The organism is Embleya sp. NPDC020886 (assembly GCF_044333915.1).
Lineage (GTDB): Bacteria > Actinomycetota > Actinomycetes > Streptomycetales > Streptomycetaceae > Embleya.
Genome location: NZ_JBIRRX010000003.1, coordinates 858,603 through 876,856, shown reverse-complemented (window position 1 = coordinate 876,856; position 18,254 = coordinate 858,603). Strand labels below are relative to the sequence as shown.

Annotated in this window: 19 protein-coding genes and 2 pseudogenes; 6 read left to right on the top strand and 15 right to left on the bottom strand. The window is 69.8% G+C overall.

What is annotated here, in order from left to right:
• Positions 1 to 3: 3 nt before the first annotated feature.
• On the top strand, positions 4 to 969 hold the full coding sequence (locus tag ACH4U8_RS14640; RefSeq protein ID WP_395778080.1) for a M28 family peptidase: 966 nt from the start codon (positions 4 to 6) through the stop codon (positions 967 to 969).
• Between the two features lie 63 nt (positions 970 to 1,032).
• Here ACH4U8_RS14640 and ACH4U8_RS14635 read toward each other — a convergent pair whose 3' ends face one another.
• Together ACH4U8_RS14635 and ACH4U8_RS14630 are read right to left on the bottom strand one after the other, a co-directional pair.
• Positions 1,033 to 1,134 (bottom strand): CGNR zinc finger domain-containing protein, encoded by a 102-nt coding sequence (locus tag ACH4U8_RS14635; RefSeq protein ID WP_395778078.1) that lies wholly within the window; start codon positions 1,132 to 1,134, stop codon positions 1,033 to 1,035.
• Between the two features lie 133 nt (positions 1,135 to 1,267).
• The gene (locus tag ACH4U8_RS14630) at positions 1,268 to 1,936 is read right to left on the bottom strand and encodes a TetR/AcrR family transcriptional regulator (protein WP_395778076.1); all 669 of its coding nucleotides are present in this window, start codon (positions 1,934 to 1,936) and stop codon (positions 1,268 to 1,270) included.
• Positions 1,937 to 2,077: 141 nt separating this feature from the next.
• Between ACH4U8_RS14630 and ACH4U8_RS14625 the strand changes: the two genes are divergently transcribed.
• Positions 2,078 to 2,881 carry an alpha/beta fold hydrolase gene (locus ACH4U8_RS14625; RefSeq protein ID WP_395778075.1) on the top strand — a complete coding sequence of 268 codons (804 nt, stop codon included), beginning with the start codon at positions 2,078 to 2,080 and terminating at the stop codon, positions 2,879 to 2,881.
• 313 nt (positions 2,882 to 3,194) lie between these two features.
• Here the strand turns inward: ACH4U8_RS14625 and ACH4U8_RS14620 are convergent, their stop codons facing one another.
• From ACH4U8_RS14620 to ACH4U8_RS14610, 3 genes and pseudogenes are all read right to left on the bottom strand, one after another.
• Positions 3,195 to 3,683, bottom strand: a complete 489-nt coding sequence (locus ACH4U8_RS14620; protein WP_395778213.1) for a hypothetical protein — start codon at positions 3,681 to 3,683, stop codon at positions 3,195 to 3,197.
• Positions 3,641 to 3,817 (bottom strand): annotated as a pseudogene (locus tag ACH4U8_RS14615) (hypothetical protein); the annotation flags it as partial. The gene ACH4U8_RS14620 and the pseudogene ACH4U8_RS14615, both read right to left, overlap by 43 nt.
• A gap of 50 nt (positions 3,818 to 3,867) precedes the next feature.
• Complete coding sequence (locus ACH4U8_RS14610; RefSeq protein ID WP_395778073.1) at positions 3,868 to 4,311, bottom strand: peptidase dimerization domain-containing protein; 444 nt, start codon at positions 4,309 to 4,311, stop codon at positions 3,868 to 3,870.
• Between the two features lie 105 nt (positions 4,312 to 4,416).
• On the opposite strand from ACH4U8_RS14610, the gene ACH4U8_RS14605 reads away from it, so the two are divergent.
• A complete protein-coding gene (locus tag ACH4U8_RS14605; RefSeq protein ID WP_395778071.1) occupies positions 4,417 to 5,028 on the top strand; it encodes an NADPH-dependent FMN reductase in 612 nt (203 codons plus the stop codon).
• 29 nt (positions 5,029 to 5,057) lie between these two features.
• Here the strand turns inward: ACH4U8_RS14605 and ACH4U8_RS14600 are convergent, their stop codons facing one another.
• Positions 5,058 to 5,261, bottom strand: coding sequence for a hypothetical protein (locus tag ACH4U8_RS14600; protein ID WP_395778069.1), 204 nt, complete (start codon positions 5,259 to 5,261; stop codon positions 5,058 to 5,060).
• 1,019 nt (positions 5,262 to 6,280) lie between these two features.
• Here ACH4U8_RS14600 and ACH4U8_RS14595 point away from each other — a divergent pair.
• On the top strand, positions 6,281 to 7,645 hold the full coding sequence (locus ACH4U8_RS14595) for a VWA domain-containing protein (protein WP_395778067.1): 1,365 nt from the start codon (positions 6,281 to 6,283) through the stop codon (positions 7,643 to 7,645).
• A gap of 385 nt (positions 7,646 to 8,030) precedes the next feature.
• Complete coding sequence (locus ACH4U8_RS14590) at positions 8,031 to 8,663, top strand: hypothetical protein (protein WP_395778065.1); 633 nt, start codon at positions 8,031 to 8,033, stop codon at positions 8,661 to 8,663.
• Between the two features lie 613 nt (positions 8,664 to 9,276).
• Here ACH4U8_RS14590 and ACH4U8_RS14585 read toward each other — a convergent pair.
• The 9 genes and pseudogenes from ACH4U8_RS14585 to ACH4U8_RS14545 form a co-directional block, all read right to left on the bottom strand.
• Entirely contained in the window at positions 9,277 to 10,809 is a 1,533-nt protein-coding gene (locus tag ACH4U8_RS14585) for an ABC transporter substrate-binding protein (protein ID WP_395778063.1), read from the bottom strand.
• A 216-nt stretch (positions 10,810 to 11,025) separates the two neighbouring features.
• A complete protein-coding gene (locus ACH4U8_RS14580; protein ID WP_379991272.1) occupies positions 11,026 to 11,328 on the bottom strand; it encodes an alpha/beta hydrolase fold domain-containing protein in 303 nt (100 codons plus the stop codon).
• An 896-nt stretch (positions 11,329 to 12,224) separates the two neighbouring features.
• Positions 12,225 to 12,389: a hypothetical protein gene (locus ACH4U8_RS14575; protein WP_395778061.1), complete on the bottom strand. Its 165-nt coding sequence runs from the start codon at positions 12,387 to 12,389 to the stop codon at positions 12,225 to 12,227.
• 313 nt (positions 12,390 to 12,702) lie between these two features.
• Positions 12,703 to 12,894, bottom strand: a pseudogene (locus tag ACH4U8_RS14570) (GMC oxidoreductase); the annotation flags it as partial.
• Positions 12,895 to 12,913: 19 nt separating this feature from the next.
• Positions 12,914 to 13,102: a hypothetical protein gene (locus ACH4U8_RS14565; protein WP_395778059.1), complete on the bottom strand. Its 189-nt coding sequence runs from the start codon at positions 13,100 to 13,102 to the stop codon at positions 12,914 to 12,916.
• A 454-nt stretch (positions 13,103 to 13,556) separates the two neighbouring features.
• The gene (locus tag ACH4U8_RS14560; protein ID WP_395778057.1) at positions 13,557 to 13,922 is read right to left on the bottom strand and encodes a hypothetical protein; all 366 of its coding nucleotides are present in this window, start codon (positions 13,920 to 13,922) and stop codon (positions 13,557 to 13,559) included.
• Entirely contained in the window at positions 13,919 to 14,350 is a 432-nt protein-coding gene (locus ACH4U8_RS14555; RefSeq protein WP_395778055.1) for a hypothetical protein, read from the bottom strand. Before ACH4U8_RS14555 ends, ACH4U8_RS14560 begins: the two co-directional genes overlap by 4 nt.
• A gap of 650 nt (positions 14,351 to 15,000) precedes the next feature.
• Complete coding sequence (locus ACH4U8_RS14550) at positions 15,001 to 15,870, bottom strand: PhzF family phenazine biosynthesis protein (protein WP_395778053.1); 870 nt, start codon at positions 15,868 to 15,870, stop codon at positions 15,001 to 15,003.
• A gap of 710 nt (positions 15,871 to 16,580) precedes the next feature.
• Positions 16,581 to 17,486, bottom strand: coding sequence for a LysR family transcriptional regulator (locus ACH4U8_RS14545; protein ID WP_360313946.1), 906 nt, complete (start codon positions 17,484 to 17,486; stop codon positions 16,581 to 16,583).
• A gap of 155 nt (positions 17,487 to 17,641) precedes the next feature.
• Between ACH4U8_RS14545 and ACH4U8_RS14540 the strand changes: the two genes are divergently transcribed.
• On the top strand, positions 17,642 to 18,187 hold the full coding sequence (locus ACH4U8_RS14540) for a dihydrofolate reductase family protein (RefSeq protein WP_360313944.1): 546 nt from the start codon (positions 17,642 to 17,644) through the stop codon (positions 18,185 to 18,187).
• Positions 18,188 to 18,254: the final 67 nt, after the last annotated feature.

The following is an 18,254-nucleotide window of genomic DNA, read 5'->3' as shown; positions in this document are numbered from 1 at the left end:
TCGATGAACCGCAGAACGCAGACGATCGCGACCGTCACGGCAGCGGTCGCCGCCCTGGTGGTCTCGATGACCACACCAACCGCCGCCGCGTCGGCGCCGGCGGCCGGGACCTCGCCACCGGACATCAACGTCGCCCAAGTCCAGTCGCACCTGGCCCGACTCCAGGCGATAGCCGCCCAGTACGGCAACAATCGCGTGACCGGAACCAACGGATACAACGCGTCGCGCGACTACATCCAGAGCAGGCTGCAGAGCGCGGGCATCAGTGTCCGACAGCGGATCTGCGTCCCCTGCGTTCGCTCCGCCACGTACCTGACCGCCGAATGGCCGGCCCCGCCGCCGGACGCCCCGGAGGACCGTCGGGTCGTCGTGTTCGGCGCCCATCTCGACAACGACTTCGGCGGACCCGGCATCAACGACAACGGCTCCGGTGCCGCCGTCCTCCTGGAGAACGCGCTCGCCCTGGCCCAGGCCGACCCGGCCATGGCCGCGAGTGTGCGGTTCATCTGGTGGCCGGGTACCGAACAGGGCCTCGATGGATCCAAGTCGTACGTGCAATCGCTCACCGCGTCCCAGCGTGCCGCGATCACCGCCTACTACAACATCGACGCCGTCGGGTCGACCAACGCCGGCTACTTCGTCGACGGCGTCTCGTCGCCCACGGCCGCGCCCCTGAGGCAGTACTGGAACGCCCTGAACCTGTACCCCGAGGAGAACATCGAGGGATTCGGGCGTTCCGACAACGTGCCCTTCCGGGAGGCCGGCATACCCACGTCCGGGTATACGACGGGCACCCGCGGCATCAAGTCGTCGGCGCAGGCGGCCAAGTGGGGCGGAACCGCGAACCGCCCCTTCGACGCGTGTCACCACTCGTCCTGCGACACGACCACCAACATCAACCCGACGGCCCTCGACCGCGCCGCGGACGGGATCTTCTACACGATCTGGAAGACCGCCGTGGCCTGGTGACACCTGTTCGCCCGGGAGCGTCGGCCGAACCGAACCGATCCGATCCCATCCACCGGAAACGACCTAACGGTTCCTCGCCGCTCGCGCCCGATGCGCCGCGACCGTGGTCCGGCTCGCGCACGCGTTGGCGCAGAAGCGGCGCGTCCGATTGCGCAACCGGTCCACGAAGCGGTCTGCCGCTGTGCGAGGACCCGGCGCCGGGCGACAACGGGCCACCCGTGATCCGACTCAGGCGCGGACCACCCGGCCGGTATGCGCTGCCGCACCGCCCGCCCCGGTCACGCGAGGGGCGAACTCGTCACCGGCGACCGGACTCGGGCGCAGGGGGTCGGGAGACGGGAGACGGAGCTTCGCCCGGTGAGCGGTAGGCGGCGAGGAAGGTGCGGATTCCGGCGGCGGCGTAGCGGTCGAGGTCGGCCTCGGTGTTGCGGGTGTTGCCGCGGAACATGGCCTGGTTCACCGGGATCCACAGCAGCAGGCCGGCGAAGTGGTGGGCGGCCAGCATCGGGTCGTCGGTCTTGAGGAGTCCTTGGTCGGTGAGGCGTCGGAAGGTGGCTGCCAGTGTGACCAGGACGCGCTCGAAGCCTTGTTCGTACCAGGTGGCGCCCAGTTCGGGGAAGGTGTCCGCGTTGGCGATGATCAGGCGGCGCAGTTGGATCACCGGGGGTTGGGTGAGGGTCGTCAGGAGTCGGTGGGCGAGGCGGGTCAGGTTCTCTTCCAGGTCGTCGGCGTCGGCTGGGACGTCGGCCACCGAGTCGACCAGGTTGTCGATGCGGTCGGTGGTGGCCAGAACGATCTCGGCGAAGAGCTTCTCCTTGTCGGAGAAGTGTTTGTAGACGGTCTGCTTGGACACCGCAGCCAGTTTCGCGATGTCGTCCATGCTCGTCCCCGAGTACCCCTTGTCCAGGAAAACGCTGGTCGCTGCCTCCAGGATCGCCTCGTGTTTGCGCACGGAACGACTGTCCATCGTCCACTCCCTCTCATCCGTCTCGGCTCTCCTGGAGAGTACTGGACCGACCAGTACTCGTTTGGGTACTGTACCGTCCAGTTCCGAGCACTCGGGGGCTTTCGACCCCGCGTACCGCGTAGAAATCTGGAGTGGTTCCTCATGGACAAGGTGTTCTCCGCCGACGGCACGGCCATCGCGTACGAGCAGCAGGGCTCGGGCCCCACCGTCGTTCTCGTCGGCGGTGCGTTCATGACGCGCGGTGCTTTTGCCGGACTCGCCGCTGTGCTGGCCGAGCACTTCACGGTGATCACGTACGACCGCCGGGGCCGCGGCGACAGCGGGGACGGCCCGGAGTACGACGTGCAGCGCGAGGTCGAGGACCTGGACGCGCTGATCGAGCGCGTGGGCGGCGAGGCGATGGTCTTCGGCATGTCCTCCGGTGCCGTACTGGCACTGGAGGCCGCGGCCCGAGGCAGTGCCGTCTCCCGCCTGGCCCTGTACGAACCGCCCTTCATCACCGACGACAGCCGCCCGCCGCTGCCCGCCGACTACGTCGCCCACCTGACGAAACTCGTCAAGCAGGGCGCGTACGGAGATGCCGTGGCCTACTTCATGACCGCGGCCGTCGGCATGCCCGCCGAAGCCGTCGCCGGAATGCGGCAGGCCCCCTTCTGGGCCGGCATGGAGGCCACCGCCCGCACCCTGCCCTACGACGGCCAGGTCATGGGCGACACCATGTCCGGCCGGCCACTGCCCGCCGACCGCTGGCAGTCGGTGACCGTGCCCGTCCTCGTCGGCAGCGGGGACGCGGGCGCACCCCAGATGCTGGCCGGGGCACGGGAACTCGCCGCACTGGCCGACAACTTCACCCTCCACGTCTTCCCCGGCCAGGAACACGACATCCACCCGGAACCCCTCGCCCCCGTCCTGACCGACTTCTTCACCACCGGACAGCAGGCATGAGAAAAATCCTCGGCCCCCGTCGACGGTGATCATCATCGGTGGCCGCACGCCCTCACCGGCCGCCTCGGCCACCCGGGGAAAAGCCCGGCACCTCGATCCGGGATGTCACCGGAGAGGTACCGGATTCGTGTTACCCGCGCAGGTCACCGCACGGCCCGGGCGTCACCACACAGCCGATCGGACACGCGAAACGGCACCGCGCACCGCCTTGACCCGCGCGGACCCGGCCGTCGGGCAACGTGGTCGCCACCGCCCACGATCCGGCGCCGTCGCGAACCCACACGTCACACCGTCCTCGTCGGTGTCCGTGGCGTTACGACGTCGGGCAGCGAGACGCGCAACGCCCACAACAGGTCGCGGTCGGTGTGCAACGGTGCCACGTCGCGGGCGAGAAAGCGTTCGTCGTCTGCGGCGCGGCCGGCGCAGACCTCGTCGAACTCCGGGACGGGGCGGTGCCGCAGGCCGGCATGAACTGTGCCAGGCCCTGTAGCCACCCGGTCACCGAGCGGCCGTCAGCACCGACGGTCACGGCGAAATGCCCCAACCGGCCCCAGGGGAAACCCAGATCGCCACCCGGGCGCAGCCGTTCGACCCACGTCCAGGGGACGTGGTCGACGGCGTAGGTGGCGATCACGCGGTCGTATGGGGCGCTGTCGCGGTGGCCCTGGGCGCCGTCACCGACGACGACCGTGACCGCCTTGTCGAGGCCGCACGAGCACCGGCTGCCAGGTCGGGGGCGGCCTCCACGCTGGTGACGTGGCCGGCGGGGCCGACGCGGTGCGCGATCAGGGCGGCGTTCCAGCAGGTCCCCGCACCCAACTCCAGCACCCGGTGGCCGGGTTCCACGTCGAGCGCGTCGAAGCCGTGTCGCAGCCAACTGCCGTTCGAGGTGAATCCATGGTCGGTTCCGCGTCGATCCGCGAGAACACGGAGCATGGGCCGGTCCTACATTCGAACGGCCGGCCCACCGAGGCCGTAGACGTATTTCAGGATGGTGATCCACAGACCGGCCGCCCAGACGGACGAGTTCGGGATCGTCGTGTGCAGGCTCTCGCCGAGGTTGTAGACGGCACGGTCGCGCCGCAGGTCACCGACCTGCTCGCGGACAGCGCTGCCGCGCGGCTGGGCCTGGTCGATCCGGCGTTCGCGCCGGGCGCGTTGACGGACGTGGCGGTGGACGACGGCGCGATGGTGCCGGCGCGCAGGACGCCGACGCTGAGGGTGACCGGTTCGAAGGCGTCGGTGGTGCGGGTGACCACGACCTGCAGGGCGGTGACGATCTCGGCGGCGGCCGGGACCGGGTCGGCGGCCCGGTGGAGTGCGGAGCCGTGTCCGCTGCGGCCGTGGACGGGGATGCGAAACCCGGTGCCTGCCACGGTCACGGGGCCGGGGCACGAGGTGATCGCACCGGTGCGCTCTGGAGCCGACATGGCTGGCGTACCCGGCGACGACCGGGGTGCCGGCGACGTCGAGGCCCGTCCAGCGATGGGAATATGGGTGCAGCGGGATCGACCACGTGACCGGGAAGGCCGCAAGTGACCAGCACCAACGAGACGCAGACCGCCCGACCTGGCCCCGAACAGGCGGGCGACCGCATCGCGGTGGTCATCGGCAGCACCCGTCCCGCACGCATCTGCCCCGACATCGCCACCTGGATCCGCGACGTCGCGCAGGAGACCAGCCCGCTGCACTACGAGCTGCTCGACCTGGCCCAGGTCGGCCTGCCCCTGCTGGACGAGCCCCTCAAGGCCGCCCTCCAGCAGTACGCACACGAACACACCCGGGCATGGAGCCGCACCGTCAGCTCCTACAGCGGCTTCGTGTTCGTCTTCCCCCAGTACAACTGGGGCTACCCCGCAGCCCTGAAGAACGCCCTCGACTTCCTGTACCACGAATGGCACGACAAGCCCGCCACCGTCGCCACGTACGGCACCCGCGGCGGCAACAAGGGTGCCGCGCAACTCCTGACCGTTCTGCAGGGCCTGCACATGCGCCCGCTCGAAGACCACCTCGAACTCGTCACCACCGACGACGACGTCGACGAGAACTGGCAATTGAAGGACGTCAACGCCACCCTCCACTCCTACCGCGACCACGTCCGCAAGCTCGACGAGCAGATGACCGCGGCCCTCAAGGACGACCAGTAATCGACCTCGTTCCGCCCCCGCGACGACGCTCATACGGTGGACCCGAAGCGCGCGACAAGGGCCCGGGTGTCGCAAGCCGCACGAAGTGGGAGGAAGACGTACAGGGTCGTGTCGTCGTCCACCACGAGGATGTCGTCCCCGGGATCGACCGGTTCGGGTTCGGCGGCCGGCGCGGCGCACGGGTCGAGGCGGGCAATCGTGTCGGCGACATCGCCCGCCGCAACCGACGCCACTCGGGGCTCATCCTCGCGCGCCGCGCACGGATCGCGGGGTACTCGTCGCACGGCGCATCGACGTATGCCGGAACGCTTTCCCAACGGGCCGTGCTCCTGCGCCCCTCGCGGATACCGACTACACCACCGGGGACTGTCCACTACGCCTCGTCGTCGACGGGGACGGGCGCAATGCGAGTGGGCCGTTCACGATGGCCACCACGTTCATGAAGCCCCGGCGGCAACGCCCCGATCGCCGGCACTGCGGCGCCGCGTCGCTCCCCTGCGATTGGGCCGGGGCCGCCCTCGCGTCCACGACCGCGCTCGGCCGGCACGACGTGGTCGCCGGGCCGTTCGACCCGTCGGGTTCGTCCCGGGGCTCCTCGTACCCGACTGCCTGGCCCAAAGCGTCCCGGACGGACACGGCGGCGGGACGCCGTGCCTGCACGCCGCAGGCACCGACCACGGACGCTCGACCGCCGTCGCCGGATTCGCCCCGGGCATACCCCCGACACTCTGCAAAAGCGCGCACGGGGGTTTTCCGCCGTCGACTGCCTGGCGGCAGACGTGCTACGGGGCGTTGGAGGGTCTTTATTTCGGACTGTTCGCCGCCTGTTGTGCGGTGGCTGTGCTGCGGAGGTTCGGGCCGTCCCCGGGCGGGATCGAATGGCGGGTCTTCGGAACCGCCCTGGCCGTCTAGTGGCCGACGGCGCCGGCCGACGGGGTGGTCCGACGGGCGGCGTGGCGAGGTGGCCGCTGGTGGCCAGGGCGGCCAAGGCGACGGTCATGCGTGAAGGTCGGGCGGGGAGGGGGCCGGTGGACGTTTCACTGAACGAGGGCTCGCCAAGGGTGAGTTCGAAGGGACCTTTACGATGCACCTTCGTGTGGCGTGAGGGCAGAGCGGCCTCCGGGAAAGCCTGCTTCCGACGGCGCGCCTCCCTCGACACCGAACGGGGCCTCCGCGCGCCTTCCTCGGCCGCGAAGGCACGGAAGGGCCACCCGAATCGGCGCGCGGCGTCAGGTTTCGGCAAGATTGCGCCATGACATCACCATCCTTGAGTCAAGGCGCCAACCTGCGCGTCGATTCCATCCGGGTTCGTGTGCAGTTGTCGTGGTCCACGAGGAGCGGCGTTCCCGACATCGACGCGTCGGCGCTGCTGCTCACCGACGCCGGTACCGTGCGTGGGGACGCCGACTTCGTCTTCTACAACCACCCGCGCCACCCGTCCGGCGCGTTGGCGCATCTGGGCCGGACCAAGACGGCGGACGGCATCACCGACACGCTCGCCGTGGAACTCGCTCTCGTGGAGGAGGCGATACACCGGATCCTGCTCTGCGCGTCGTCGGACGGTGGCACGTTCGGCGAGGTGCCGGACCTGCGCCTTCGGTTGCTGGACGCCGCGACGGCGGCCGAGATCGCCCGCTTCGACATGACGGCCGGGATCGAGACCGCCTTCGTCGGCGGCGAGTTGTATCGCCACCAAGGGCAGTGGAAGTTCCGCGCGGTCGGACAGGGGTACGCTTCCGGACTCGCCGGTCTGGCCACGGATTTCGGCATCTCGGTGCACGACGATCCGTCGGCGGACTCCGCCGCCGCGCAGCCGGGGCCGACGCAGCCGGTCGACTCCCCGCCGCCCCTGGCGGTATCCGTCGTCGCGCCGGCCGGAACCGGCGAGGAAGCGCTGCCCGCGGAGATGCGCAATCGCCTTTCGCTGCGCAAGGAACAGGTCAAGGTGAGCCTCCGCAAGCAGGGCGCGGAGGGGATCACCGCGCGGGTGATCCTGGTCATGGACGCCTCCGGCTCCATGAATTGGCTTTACTCCGACGGAGTCGTGGCCGACGTGGTGGAGCGCATGGCGGCCGTGTCCGCGCAATTGGAGGACGACGGCGTGATGCAGGCGTGGACGTTCGCCGACGATCCGGCACGTCTGCCGGATCTGCGCGTGGGCGAACTCCCGGAATGGTTGCGGCTGCACGTCCGTCCGGGAGGCGACGAGCCCGAGCAGGAGCTGCTGCCGGGTCAGGTCGACATGGTGGCGGTCGGCTTCGGCAACGAAGAGCACAAGGTGATCGCCGAAGTGCGCTCGTACGTCCGGGAAAATCCGTCCGCGGCCCCCACGTTGGTGCTGTTCTTCTCCGACGGCGGCATCTACTGCGACAGCGAGATCAAGCGAGAACTCAAGGGCGCGTCCAAGGAACCGGTGTTCTGGCAGTTCGTGGGCCTCGGCAACGCGAACTACGGCATCCTGAGACGCCTCGACACGATGCGTGGCCGCCACGTGGACAATGTCGGCTTCTTCGCCGTCGACGACATCAGTGAGGTTCCCGACCAGGACCTGTACGACCGGCTGCTCTCCGAGTTCCCGAAGTGGATCACCGCAGCGCGGCGCATGAACGTGCTCTGAGCACGTATCTCCTTGCCTCCGTTGTCAGCCGAGGGGCTCCCCGCGACGCCGGCGTGTCACCGCGCGGCGGACACGCGGCGGTCGCCGCGCTTGTAGCCGTCCCAGTCCGGAGGTGCGTTGGCCTTGGGGATCTGCCCGTCCGGCACGGTCGCCAAGTGTCCGCTTGGGGCGGGCCACAACTGAACGCCTCATGCTCGGTGGCGGGCGTGGCCGGCGTCGGTGTCGGCGTCGGCGAGGTCTGCCCGGGGCACGCGCGCGACGGCGAGCCGGCCTCGGCGGACCTCCGGCTCAGGATGTTCGGGTCGGTGGGGCCACGCCCTCGACTCCAAGCCGTGGTGTCGGCCCAGCTGAGCGTGTGACAGTCCCCGTTGGCAGAATGCCGGGCGTGGCTGAACAATATGTGTCCGCTTTCGCGATCGATGACGCTGCGGTCTTCGGCTTGGTCGGGTCGGACGACGATGTCCCCGTACGCATGGCCCTGGCGAAGATCCGGGACCTGAGCACCGCAGACCGGTTGCTTCGTGCCACCGACCCCGGCGAGGTCGAAACCGCGCTGCGCGAGATTGTGACCGGCCCTCTCGACCCCGGGCGCTCGAGCGGCTACGGGTGGCTTCTGGAACTCATCGGGCCGACCCTCGGATCGCCGCTGGGACACGTGGTCCTGCCGGGACGCGGCTGGGATCGGCTCGAAGGCGCATTCCGCAGCTGGGACCTGGCCGCGTCGGCCGACTTGTGGGCGCGCCCTTGGCCGTTCCCCTGGAGTCCCGCAGGCCCACACCCGGACCCGGACCCGTGGCCGTTCCCCATGTTCGCGTCCCCGGACGAGTTGGACCGGATCCATGACGAACTCGCGGCCTTCGACACGGACCGAATCCACACCGACGCCGACGACCTCTTCCCGGACGAGGACGACGCCGAGGAGGTCGAGTGGCTGCTCGCCGACAACCTCCCCGGGTGGGTGTCCGGCGCCCGCGCCCAGGGCCTGGGAATGCTCCTCATCCGCGACGGCGGCAGGTAGCCGCAGCCCGGTGGCGCGCCGCCGCCCATCCCCGCGCCGGACCGAGCACCCATAGGCCGGTCCGGTGCCGCGTACGACACCGGGTTGGACGATTGCGGCGCTTTCGGTGCGGGATGCCCCGGTTCCGGAGCGCATGCCGTCATCGCCATGTAGAGCCGCACCGGCCCGGGAACGTCCGTGTTGTGACGGGCCGTTCGAACGACGGGCCGCCGGCGGACCGACGGCTCCCTCGGCCGCTGTGGTGGACTCTTGATCGCGCTGGTCGATGAGGGCGAGGAACAGGGCTTCCCGGGACTCGAAGTAGCGCAGCACGCCCGTGTCGGTCAGTGCGACGCGTTCGCCGATCTCCCGGAGCGAGGCGTTCCGGTCGCCTCGGTCGCGAACACCTCGGGAGCGGTCCGCCGGATCCGCGCACGGCGGGCCACGCCTTTGGGATACGGCCGCTGCGCTGTCCGACCGCCGGGGGCCGGTTTGCCACTGGTCACCCCACGAAGTATCCGGTCAGCGGATTTCGCCGGCCGCCGCACCGCGATCAGACGTCACCATCGTGACGATCACCGGCCGAGCCGTCGTCCGGCGAATGGTCTCATCGGCGGCCGCCCTGCCACCTTGTTCAGGAGCCGAAGCCGAGTCGGTCGAACAGCACGACGCCGTCGTTGTACGCCTGGACACCGGTGACGCGGGGGGCGAAGGCGACCGCGTTGGCGGCTTCCTGGTAGACCCAGAACGGCAGGTCCTTGTTCAGTTGGAGTTGGACGTGGGTGTACGCCTCGCGGCGGACACCGGGCGCGGTGGCCAGACGGGCCCGCGTCATGGCGTCGACGACCTCGGGATTGGAGTAGCCGCTCACGTTGGTCGGGCTGCCCGGGCGAAGGAAGTCGTACAGCACAGGTTCGGGGTCGTTCATCCACAGCCCGGAGACGGCCATGTCGAAGTCTCCGGCGACGAGTCTGCGGATCAGGGTGGCGGTGTCCACCGGATCGATCTTCATGTGGACGTTGGGGTGCTGCTGGACACGCCCCTGGACGTACAGCGCAGTCCGGTTGGCGCTTCCCGGCGCACCGGCGACCATGTGGGTGAAGGTGAAGGGCCGGGTTCCGCCGGCGGTGAGCTTGAGGAAGGCGGCCCGAGCCTGTTCGGGTTGGTTCTCGGCGGCGGACAGTTGGATGTTGGCGAGTTCGGTGGTCGCGTCGAACACGCCACGTGCGGGTGTGCCGGCGTTGTCGTAGAGCAGACGGTTCATCTCCTGAGAGTCGAGACTGTTGACCACCGCCCGGCGCGCGGCGGGGTCGTCGAACGGCGGTCTGCGGGTGTTGAAGACGATCATGAGACCGCCGTTCAGGTTCAGTCGCACGAGTCCCAGGTGTTCGTCCTGGGCCACCTTGCCCGAGAGGGGGTCGCTGATGGCTGCCAAGTCCAGTCTGTCGGCGGCGATGGCGTCGGCGACGTTGGTTGCCCGAGGCGTCACACGTACGTCGATCTCGTCGAGATAGGGGCGTCCCGGCTGCCAGTAGCGCGGGTTCTTGCGCAGGGTGAGGCTTTTGCCCGCGCTCCGCTCGGCCAACACGAAGGGGCCGGCCCCGACCGGGCGCGTGCGCAACGAACTCGGATCTCCCAGCGTGCGTGGGGACGCGACGTAGGCAAGGCTGTTCGCGACCGTCTGATCGAAGTTGGCATTGGGTGAGGGAAGTTCCACGGTCAGAAGCAGTGGCGACTTGACGGTGAGCTTGAGGTTCGTCGCGCCGACCGTGTATCCGGAACCGCTGGAAGGGTCCGCGTGTATCTGCCAGTTCGCCTTCACCGCCGCGGCGTCGAACGGCGTGCCGTCGGAGAAGAGTACGCCCGGTCGCAACACCAGTGACCACACCCGCGCGGCGTTGTCGGGAGTGAACGACTGCGCGAGGTGCGGTTTCACCGTGCCGGTCACCGGATCCGTCCACAGGAGCGGGTCGTAGATCGCCGAGAGCAGGTTTCCGTAGGCGACGGCATAGTTCGAGGCGGAGAAGGGATCGAGCGATACCGGGTCGTCGAGGACCGCCAGCCGCAGGGTGCCTCCGGGTTTCGGTGTTCCGGCGGGATCCGCCGTGTGACGCCCGCTGGGGCCACAACCGGTCGACGCCAGGGTCAGCAGGACCGCGACGAGCACTGTCCTGGTCCGGCGGCGGCGAGGTCTCGGGCAACGCAAGGTGTGGTGCACTGTTTGCCTATCAAAAGTCGGTCTGGCGCGGCGGCGATGGGGCGCCTTGACGCGTTTGGTCTGATGCGCGCTGCGGGTCCGCGACCGGGCGTGGGCGAGAGCGCGCGAGCGAGCGGGAGCGGGAGCGGGAGTCGAATGCGCCGCGCAAGGCGGCGACGGCCGGCGCTACTCGACGGACACGACGGCGCAGCCGTTGCGGTTGGCGATCTCCCGGCAGATGCCCGCGTGGGTCTCGATGCCGCAGATCGACCATCCGCCGCCGTGGGCGGACACCGGGACGGGAAGACTCCCCGCGGGCCGTGGGTGGCAGATCCGCACCGGGGTGTCCCCGTTCGGGCCCGGCAGCAGCCGGTCGGCGACCGCGTACACGTCGGGACGGGGTCGACGCGCCGCGGCCTCGACGACGCGTTCGCGAATCGTGGCCGCGGTCTGTGGCGTGACGAAGGGAAGCGGGGGGAATGCGGCCATGAGCGTGGCCGGTTCCGGGGTCGGGACGAATGGTTGCGGGCGGGCGTTCACCTTCACGGCCTCCAGGGGCGGGCGTCGGCCGGCGACCGGCGTCGAGGCGCGGTCGGGCATTCCCAATGAGTGCGGGGATCATATATTCACTGGACAAATCGTCCATTGACTGGCTTATTCGTCGCCTATGCGACCCGACGGTCGACGGGGCGGGCAAGCCCGTGGCGGGGCCGGTGGTGCGGCTTCCGCGGGGGCGGAGGGGGTGCGCGAAAACCTGCATCATCTGTCGGTCGCGGCACCCGGGTCCTCGGGGCGGTACACCCCGGAGACGCGGATCCGGCCGTTCGGCGCGAGGTCGTCCTTCGCGGCGATCGCGATGTCCTCGACAACGCTCTCAGGAGCCGTGCTCGTGGCCAGGCGGATCCCGAAGTGGCAGGAATACTACGGGTGTTCGGTCATGTCGTCGACCCTCGCGGTGGCGCCTCGGCGAGGGTCCCGCCGTCTCCGGGCCGCGTCCGCAGTTCGTTCTCGAAGGGCCACTGTCGGGGTGACCTCGCAGGCGTGGAGCACGTTGTGCGTGAGGCCGCCCTCCCGGGGCTCGACGGGGGCGGTGAACCGGTGGCCGCCCCCGTCGGCCACGCGGCACCCGCGCAGTTCCGGAAAACACGAGTCGCGAGCGCGCGTTCGCCGGGGCGGTACACGAGTTCGACATGGGTGATGCGACGCGGGACGGGTGCGTCGTTCGGGGCCTGGGACATGGGGCTCCTCGCGAGGAGGCGCGCTCCGAGCCGCGCGGCACGGGACGCCATCTGATTTAGCGTTGAGCATATATTAATAGAGGGTCGCGGGGGAATGATCCTGGCGCACGGCCGGTCCGGCCGACGCCGCGCGCACGGGTGCGCTCGTCACCGGGCCGGGTCGGGCACACCGTCACTGCGGCGGCGGCCCTCGGCGGCGGGTCCGTGTGGTCGGGCGGCGTGCGGCGGCCAGGGCGGGTGGTCGGTCCCGAAGTGGTCGACGAACGCGGATCCCAGGGCGTCGGCCGAAACCTCCGCGACCGTCAGGGGCACGGCCACCTCCGCCACGCGCGGTCCGTGTTCGGCGGCGTCGGGGGCCGGCGCGTCGACGAGGTGGCCGAGAGCTCCGACTTCGACGAGCGCAAGCGCGGGGCCTGGATGTCCATCACGAGCGCATCGGACTGATCGCGGCGGGCGACGTCGACGGTGCGCACGAACTGGCCCGCCGAGACGTCGAGTTCGCGCAGTCGCACCCGCTGCGGGAACGGCCGGGCGTCGCGGTGGATTCGCTGCCGGGCGGCTGAACCGCCCGCCTCGAAACGTGTGTTCGGGGCCCGCCCCGGAGCGGCGGGCGCCCGGGTCGTCCTCACGAGCGGGCGGCCACGGCCTCCGCACCCGATTCGGCCGTCGCCGTCGGCAGCACCGACGCGTCGACCACACTCGGCCTCTCGACGCGGTGCCGGTACACGTCCACCACCGACGTCGCCGCGTCCGCGCCGATCCGGCACATGCCGACGCCGTGGTGGAAGGCGTAGTAGCCATCCGCGATCACCCGGTCGAGCGCGCCGTCGCCGTCGTCAACCGCGGTCGCGCCGCCGACGGCCGGAGCGAGGGGTGGTACGGCCTTCCTCGCGGGCCGTTCGCAGCCGGTGTTGCAGGGTCCGCGGCGATGTTCGGGCGGCGGCCACCGCGAGCCGCAGGTGTCCGAGCGTCAACGCGCCCCGGCCCTCCAACTCCAGGCGACGGTCGACCACTTGCTCCTGCACCGCAGCCGCCGGCACCATACCGAGCGTCCGCCCACCCGTGATCCTCGGGCGTCCCGGTCACCATCGCTCCCCCGTTCCGGCCCGGCCGGGCCCGGAGGCGCCAGGCGACCCGGCCATCGAAACACCGGCCTCCCCCAGGAAGCCGGAAACCGCGCCACCGTGACGCCGAAAACGGCAATCCGACGACACGGGCCGGATGTTCCGGTAAAAGCCGGACAGCGGGCGGCGCGGAGGGAGTCGCAGAACACCGACCCGCGGAACATCGCTCACCAACGCGAACCGGACCTGGGCCAAGCTCCGCCGATGCTCTGGGCACATGGCGAGGCTCCGCTCGAAAATGAAGGCGGTGCGCTTGGCGGCCGAGCACGCCGCAGCACATGCAAGCCACCGCCAACCCCGCACCATCTACCGCGATGCCCACAATCCGGCGGGCTGACCTGGGGCCGGGCACAGGTTACTCGAGGCGCTGAAGCAAAAGTCGCATGGATTCGATGTATGCCCCCATCCCGGGGTAGGGATCCAGAACCGCCGAGAGTCGCGCAAAAACCCGTCGGAGGACTGTCGGATCCGGCGGAAGAGGCATCTCCTGTAGCTGCTCCACCGCATGCAGAGCGTAGCTTCGATCGGCTTCGTCGAAGTCGTGTTCATGGTTCGTCAGTGCGGAGGCGAGGGCGCGAGTGAACACTGTAATTGATTCGGTCAGCTCATCGGTGTGACCGGAAACGATATTGGCGCCGGAGTCACGGCCAACGGTGTTGTTCGTTGCCCCGATCAGGCCGCCGAAATATCTGTGGGTGAAGGAGCCTTCGTCTTTACTCATGAGATCCCATCGTGGACCGGGTCGTCTTGGGCCGCGGGTGCCTTGTCATCGAAAGCCGTTCTTGGAACCGGTCGCGGCACTTCGGCACGTGCATCCGTCACTGCTTCGCGCAGCCGGGGAATCTGCCCGAACTGCTGCAACATGGCAGGGGCCGCAGCCCCGACGGTCAGCGCCCCGAGGGCGCCCGTTGCCTGGCCTGTGGCCCCGTACAGGGTTGCGGCCGCCGCGCCGAGCATCAGTCGGGTGACAGCGATGGCGATCACGGGCCGTACATCAATGAAATTCATGAAGCTCGGCGGATCGCGGCGCTTCTTTTTTAATGCCGCCTGCCGCGCGGTCTGCCACTCGCCGAGACGATTGAAGAAGGCAACGAGTTCAATCACGGCACCGCCGGCGGCGCCAAGGAGGATGTACCCGAAGATCGTCACTGAGTCTGACCTCGCAACACCGTGATGGACGGCCTACACCTTGCGTCTTCGCCCTTGCCTCGAGTATGAGCGCTGCGAGCAGCCACCGCCCCATACTTGCCCGTGCCAACAATATATTTGGAGCGGCGAGTCCAATGCGGCGGAATCCAAGCGAAAGAATCAACAGCCCGATTGAACGCTAACGGACAACCTGCAGCTCCTTTCGATCCTGGTGGGTTGGACGCGCCCATGGGGAACGCAACTCGTGGCTCCGTTGTCGAGGCCGTGGGCGGGGGGCAGGAGGCCGCGTGCCCCGGTCGGCCAGGACGCCGGCAGCGGGTTCGCCCAAAGGTGGGATGGGGTGGCGCCCAGGGGGACGTCGAAGGCTCGGGCAAGGTATCGGTAGTTGACGGGTGTGGCACGGGTGTTCGGGTGCTCGGGGTCGAACGCAGGGCGACCTCGGGGATGGTGAAGCAGCCGGGTGCGCTCTTGAAGCGGCTGGTGCGGTGACCGAAGCCGCAACGGTCGCGGGGCAGGGGCGGGCACGTATACACGCTGGATATCGCCACCGGCGCAAGCCGACGGATGGCCGGCAACCACGACAGCCCGACCGCAGCGGACAGCCCCGGCTCCAGACGCGGATCGCAGAAGAGGACGGTCCGGTCGTCGCCTCACCGTCCGTCGCGGACCACCGCCAACCCGCCGACCCGGGTCGTGATGCCCGCCGGCCCGCGTCGGGCCGAAGCGAGCACGCCGGCCGGTCGACCGAGGGTGTCACCCTGCTCCACCTCGATCGCGACCGTCCGCGCCCCTGTCGTGTCGAGCAGGTGGGCGGCCAGGCAGCCGGTGCTGTTGGCGTTGGCGACGTCCTCGTCGACACCGATCGCCGGCGCGAACATCCGCGCCGCACCCGGTCGGTCGCCCACCGGCGGTACGTACACGAAACAGCCGAGGAGCCCGTACCGCCGGCACGCCGCCGTCAGCCTGCCGAAGTGTGGGCGGACCCGGAGCAGCGCCGACCGGTCGTGGACCGGTACCAGCATGCGTGGCGCGCCGGGCGCGGCGATCCGTGGCACGTCGGTCGGATGCGGATCGTCCGCGGTGAGCCCGAGCGCGGCGACGATCGCGGCGCACTCGTCCGGTACCGGGTGACGCAGCGCGACAAGGCCCTGGTCGAACCACACCTCGATGCCGGCGGGGCGGCGGATCGCGACGGTGTCGAACGTGCGCCCGCCGGTGTGTTGGCGGTCGTTCGGCTCGCCCAGCGCGGTGCGGGTCAACCGGACGGCCTGCGCGGCAACGGTGCCGTGGCCGCAGCCGGACAGTTCGGCGGTGGCGGTGAAGAACCGGACCGGCCGGCCACCGTCCGGCGTCCGCCCCGAGCCCAGGAACGCCGCGTGCGAGGTGCCGGCCGCAGCGGCGACCGCGCGCCGGTCCGCGTCCGTCGCCGCCGGGTCGTCGTCGGTGACGGCCGTGGGGCTGCCGCCCCGGCCGTCGCGCCGCACGCACGCGTCAACCACCGTGACATCCGGCCAGAACATCGACCCACCTTTGATACTCGACGAATCGGCAACCACGAACGGCGTTCCGCCGATGGCCGGACCCGGCCGCAACGGCCGACCGAAGGCGTCCCGGAGCGTACCGTCCTGCCTCGGCCGCTGCCGTCCCGCACCGGATGGTGGATGACGACCGCACCGCCGGTGACGTGGTCGGCGACATCGGCGGCCACCCGCCGGCCCTGCGGCGGCACCCGCGCCGCGGCCATGGCGGCGGCGTCGGCTCCTGAAGTAGGCGTGCCGGCTGGCGCGTTGTGGTCCGAACCCCCTGCACAGCACGCTCCTGGACCCCTACTACCGGATCCAGTATAACGCGGAGTTCGGTCTCCCCGTGGTGGCCCGGCATCACCGCACCGACGACGCGAGCGCCCATCACTGCACCTACCGAACGTAGCGAACGCATCGGCGCGACGTTCGTCCACGCGGGCATCGACGTGGCCGCCGCGCCGTTGTTCGTCGGTGCGCGCCGGGCGCAACTCGCCGGATGGGCCTGCCTCGTCGAGTGCGGGACGTTCCCCGCACGGCTCGGGAGACGCAAACCCTTCACGGAGTTGATCACCGGCACGGAAGCCGCCCTCGACCCGAACGCACACCAGCCCGGGACACCCCCGCCTCGCCGCCAACCACTGCGAAATCACCGTCGAGAAGGCGGAATTCGGGGTTGCCGTCGGCACGGAGCCCGGCCGACGGAGCGGTCAGCGGATGGGCGTGGCGAGCTCGTACACGATGTCGAGGTAGGTAGAGGCGACCGGGCTCAGGCCGGTGCGCGGCCACAGGAAGCCGTAGTCGATCGGCGGGGCGTCGTGCAGCGGGACGAAGGCCAGGCCCGGGCGGGAGTGGAAGTCCTGGGCGCGCAGTGCCACCGTGCTGACGCCGACACCCATGCTGACGTGGACGAGTACCTCGGGCCAGAACCGGGTGGCCGGCCCCTGCGGGATCGGCCGGCCGGACGGGGTTGTGCGCGGGAAGTAGTAGTCCATCCAGTATTCGGGGATGTGCTCCGAGGCGATCGTGACCAGCGTCGTGTCGGCGAGGTCTTCCATCGAGACGGAGTCCTTGCCTGCGAAGGGGTGGCCGGCGGGCACCAGCAGTCCGCGCGGCTCGGCGAACATCAGCGGCCCCTGCACGATGTCGGGCTCGGCGATGGGGAATTCGGTGAGCTGAAGGTCCACTTCGCCGGCCCGCATGCGGCCGAGCGGGTCGAGGAGCTGGATCTCCTGGATCTCCACCACGCTGTCCGGATGGCGCACGCGGAACAGGTCGGCGGCCCTGACGAGCAGGTTGCCGCACCAAGCCCCGGAGAAGCCGACGCGCACCACGCCCTTGACGCGCACACCGCGGGTCGTGGTGATCGCCTGGGCGAGCCCGGCGGTGATCTGGTCGTACGCGGGGCGCAGGTCGTCGCGCAGCTGCTCGCCGAGCGGGGTCAGCGTCACCTTGCGGCTGTTGCGTACGAACAGCGGTCCGCCGACGCGGCGTTCGAGCTTGCGGATGGTCTGGCTGATCCTGCCGGTTGTGACGTGCAGGCGTTCTGCGGTGCGTCCGAAGTGCAGTTCCTCGGCGAGCGTGAGAAACGCTTCGAGCTCCAGTCTCTCCAGCATGCCCACCCCTTGATCGTTTAGCCGCGCTCAACCCAGCGTGGCGTGGTCGTGCCTTGTTGTACCGCGCGCGGATCTTGCACGCTGAAGGGGCCGCGTCCGACGGACACCCAGGACCTCGGAGCGGCTCCCCCACGCTGTGAAACGGAGATTTCCGCATGAGCAAGATCGTTGCGGTCATGTACATCACGATGGACGGCGTGGTCGAGGACCCCGCCTGGACCGGCCCCTTCTGGAACGACGAGCACGCCAAGTACCAGAACGGCCAACTGCGCGCCAGCCGCGCCCTGTTGCTGGGGCGCGCGACGTACGAGAGCTTCGCCGAGGCGTGGTCACCGCGCGACGAGTCCGACGAGTTCACCGCGCGGATGAACCACATCCCCAAGTACGTCGCCACCACCACCCTCCAGAGCGCTACCTGGAACGCGGCCATCATCGACGGCGACGTCCTCGAACAGGTCGCCAAGCTCAAGGCCGAGCCCGGTGCCGACCTGCTGGTCTACGGCAGCGTCACGCTTGTCAACACACTGATCGAGCACGACATGGTCGACGAACTCAAGTTGTTCCTCCACCCGGTGACCGTCGGCAACGGCAAGCGCCTGTTCACCGACGGCCTCACCCCGAAGTCCTGGACGCTCGCGGGCACCCAGTCCTTCAGCTCGGGCGCGATCGTCCTCGACTACCGTCCGGCACCGGCGGCCTGACACACCACCCCGCGCTGCGCACGACGACTGGCCCCGGCACCGGGGAACTCGCCACGAACTCCCCGGT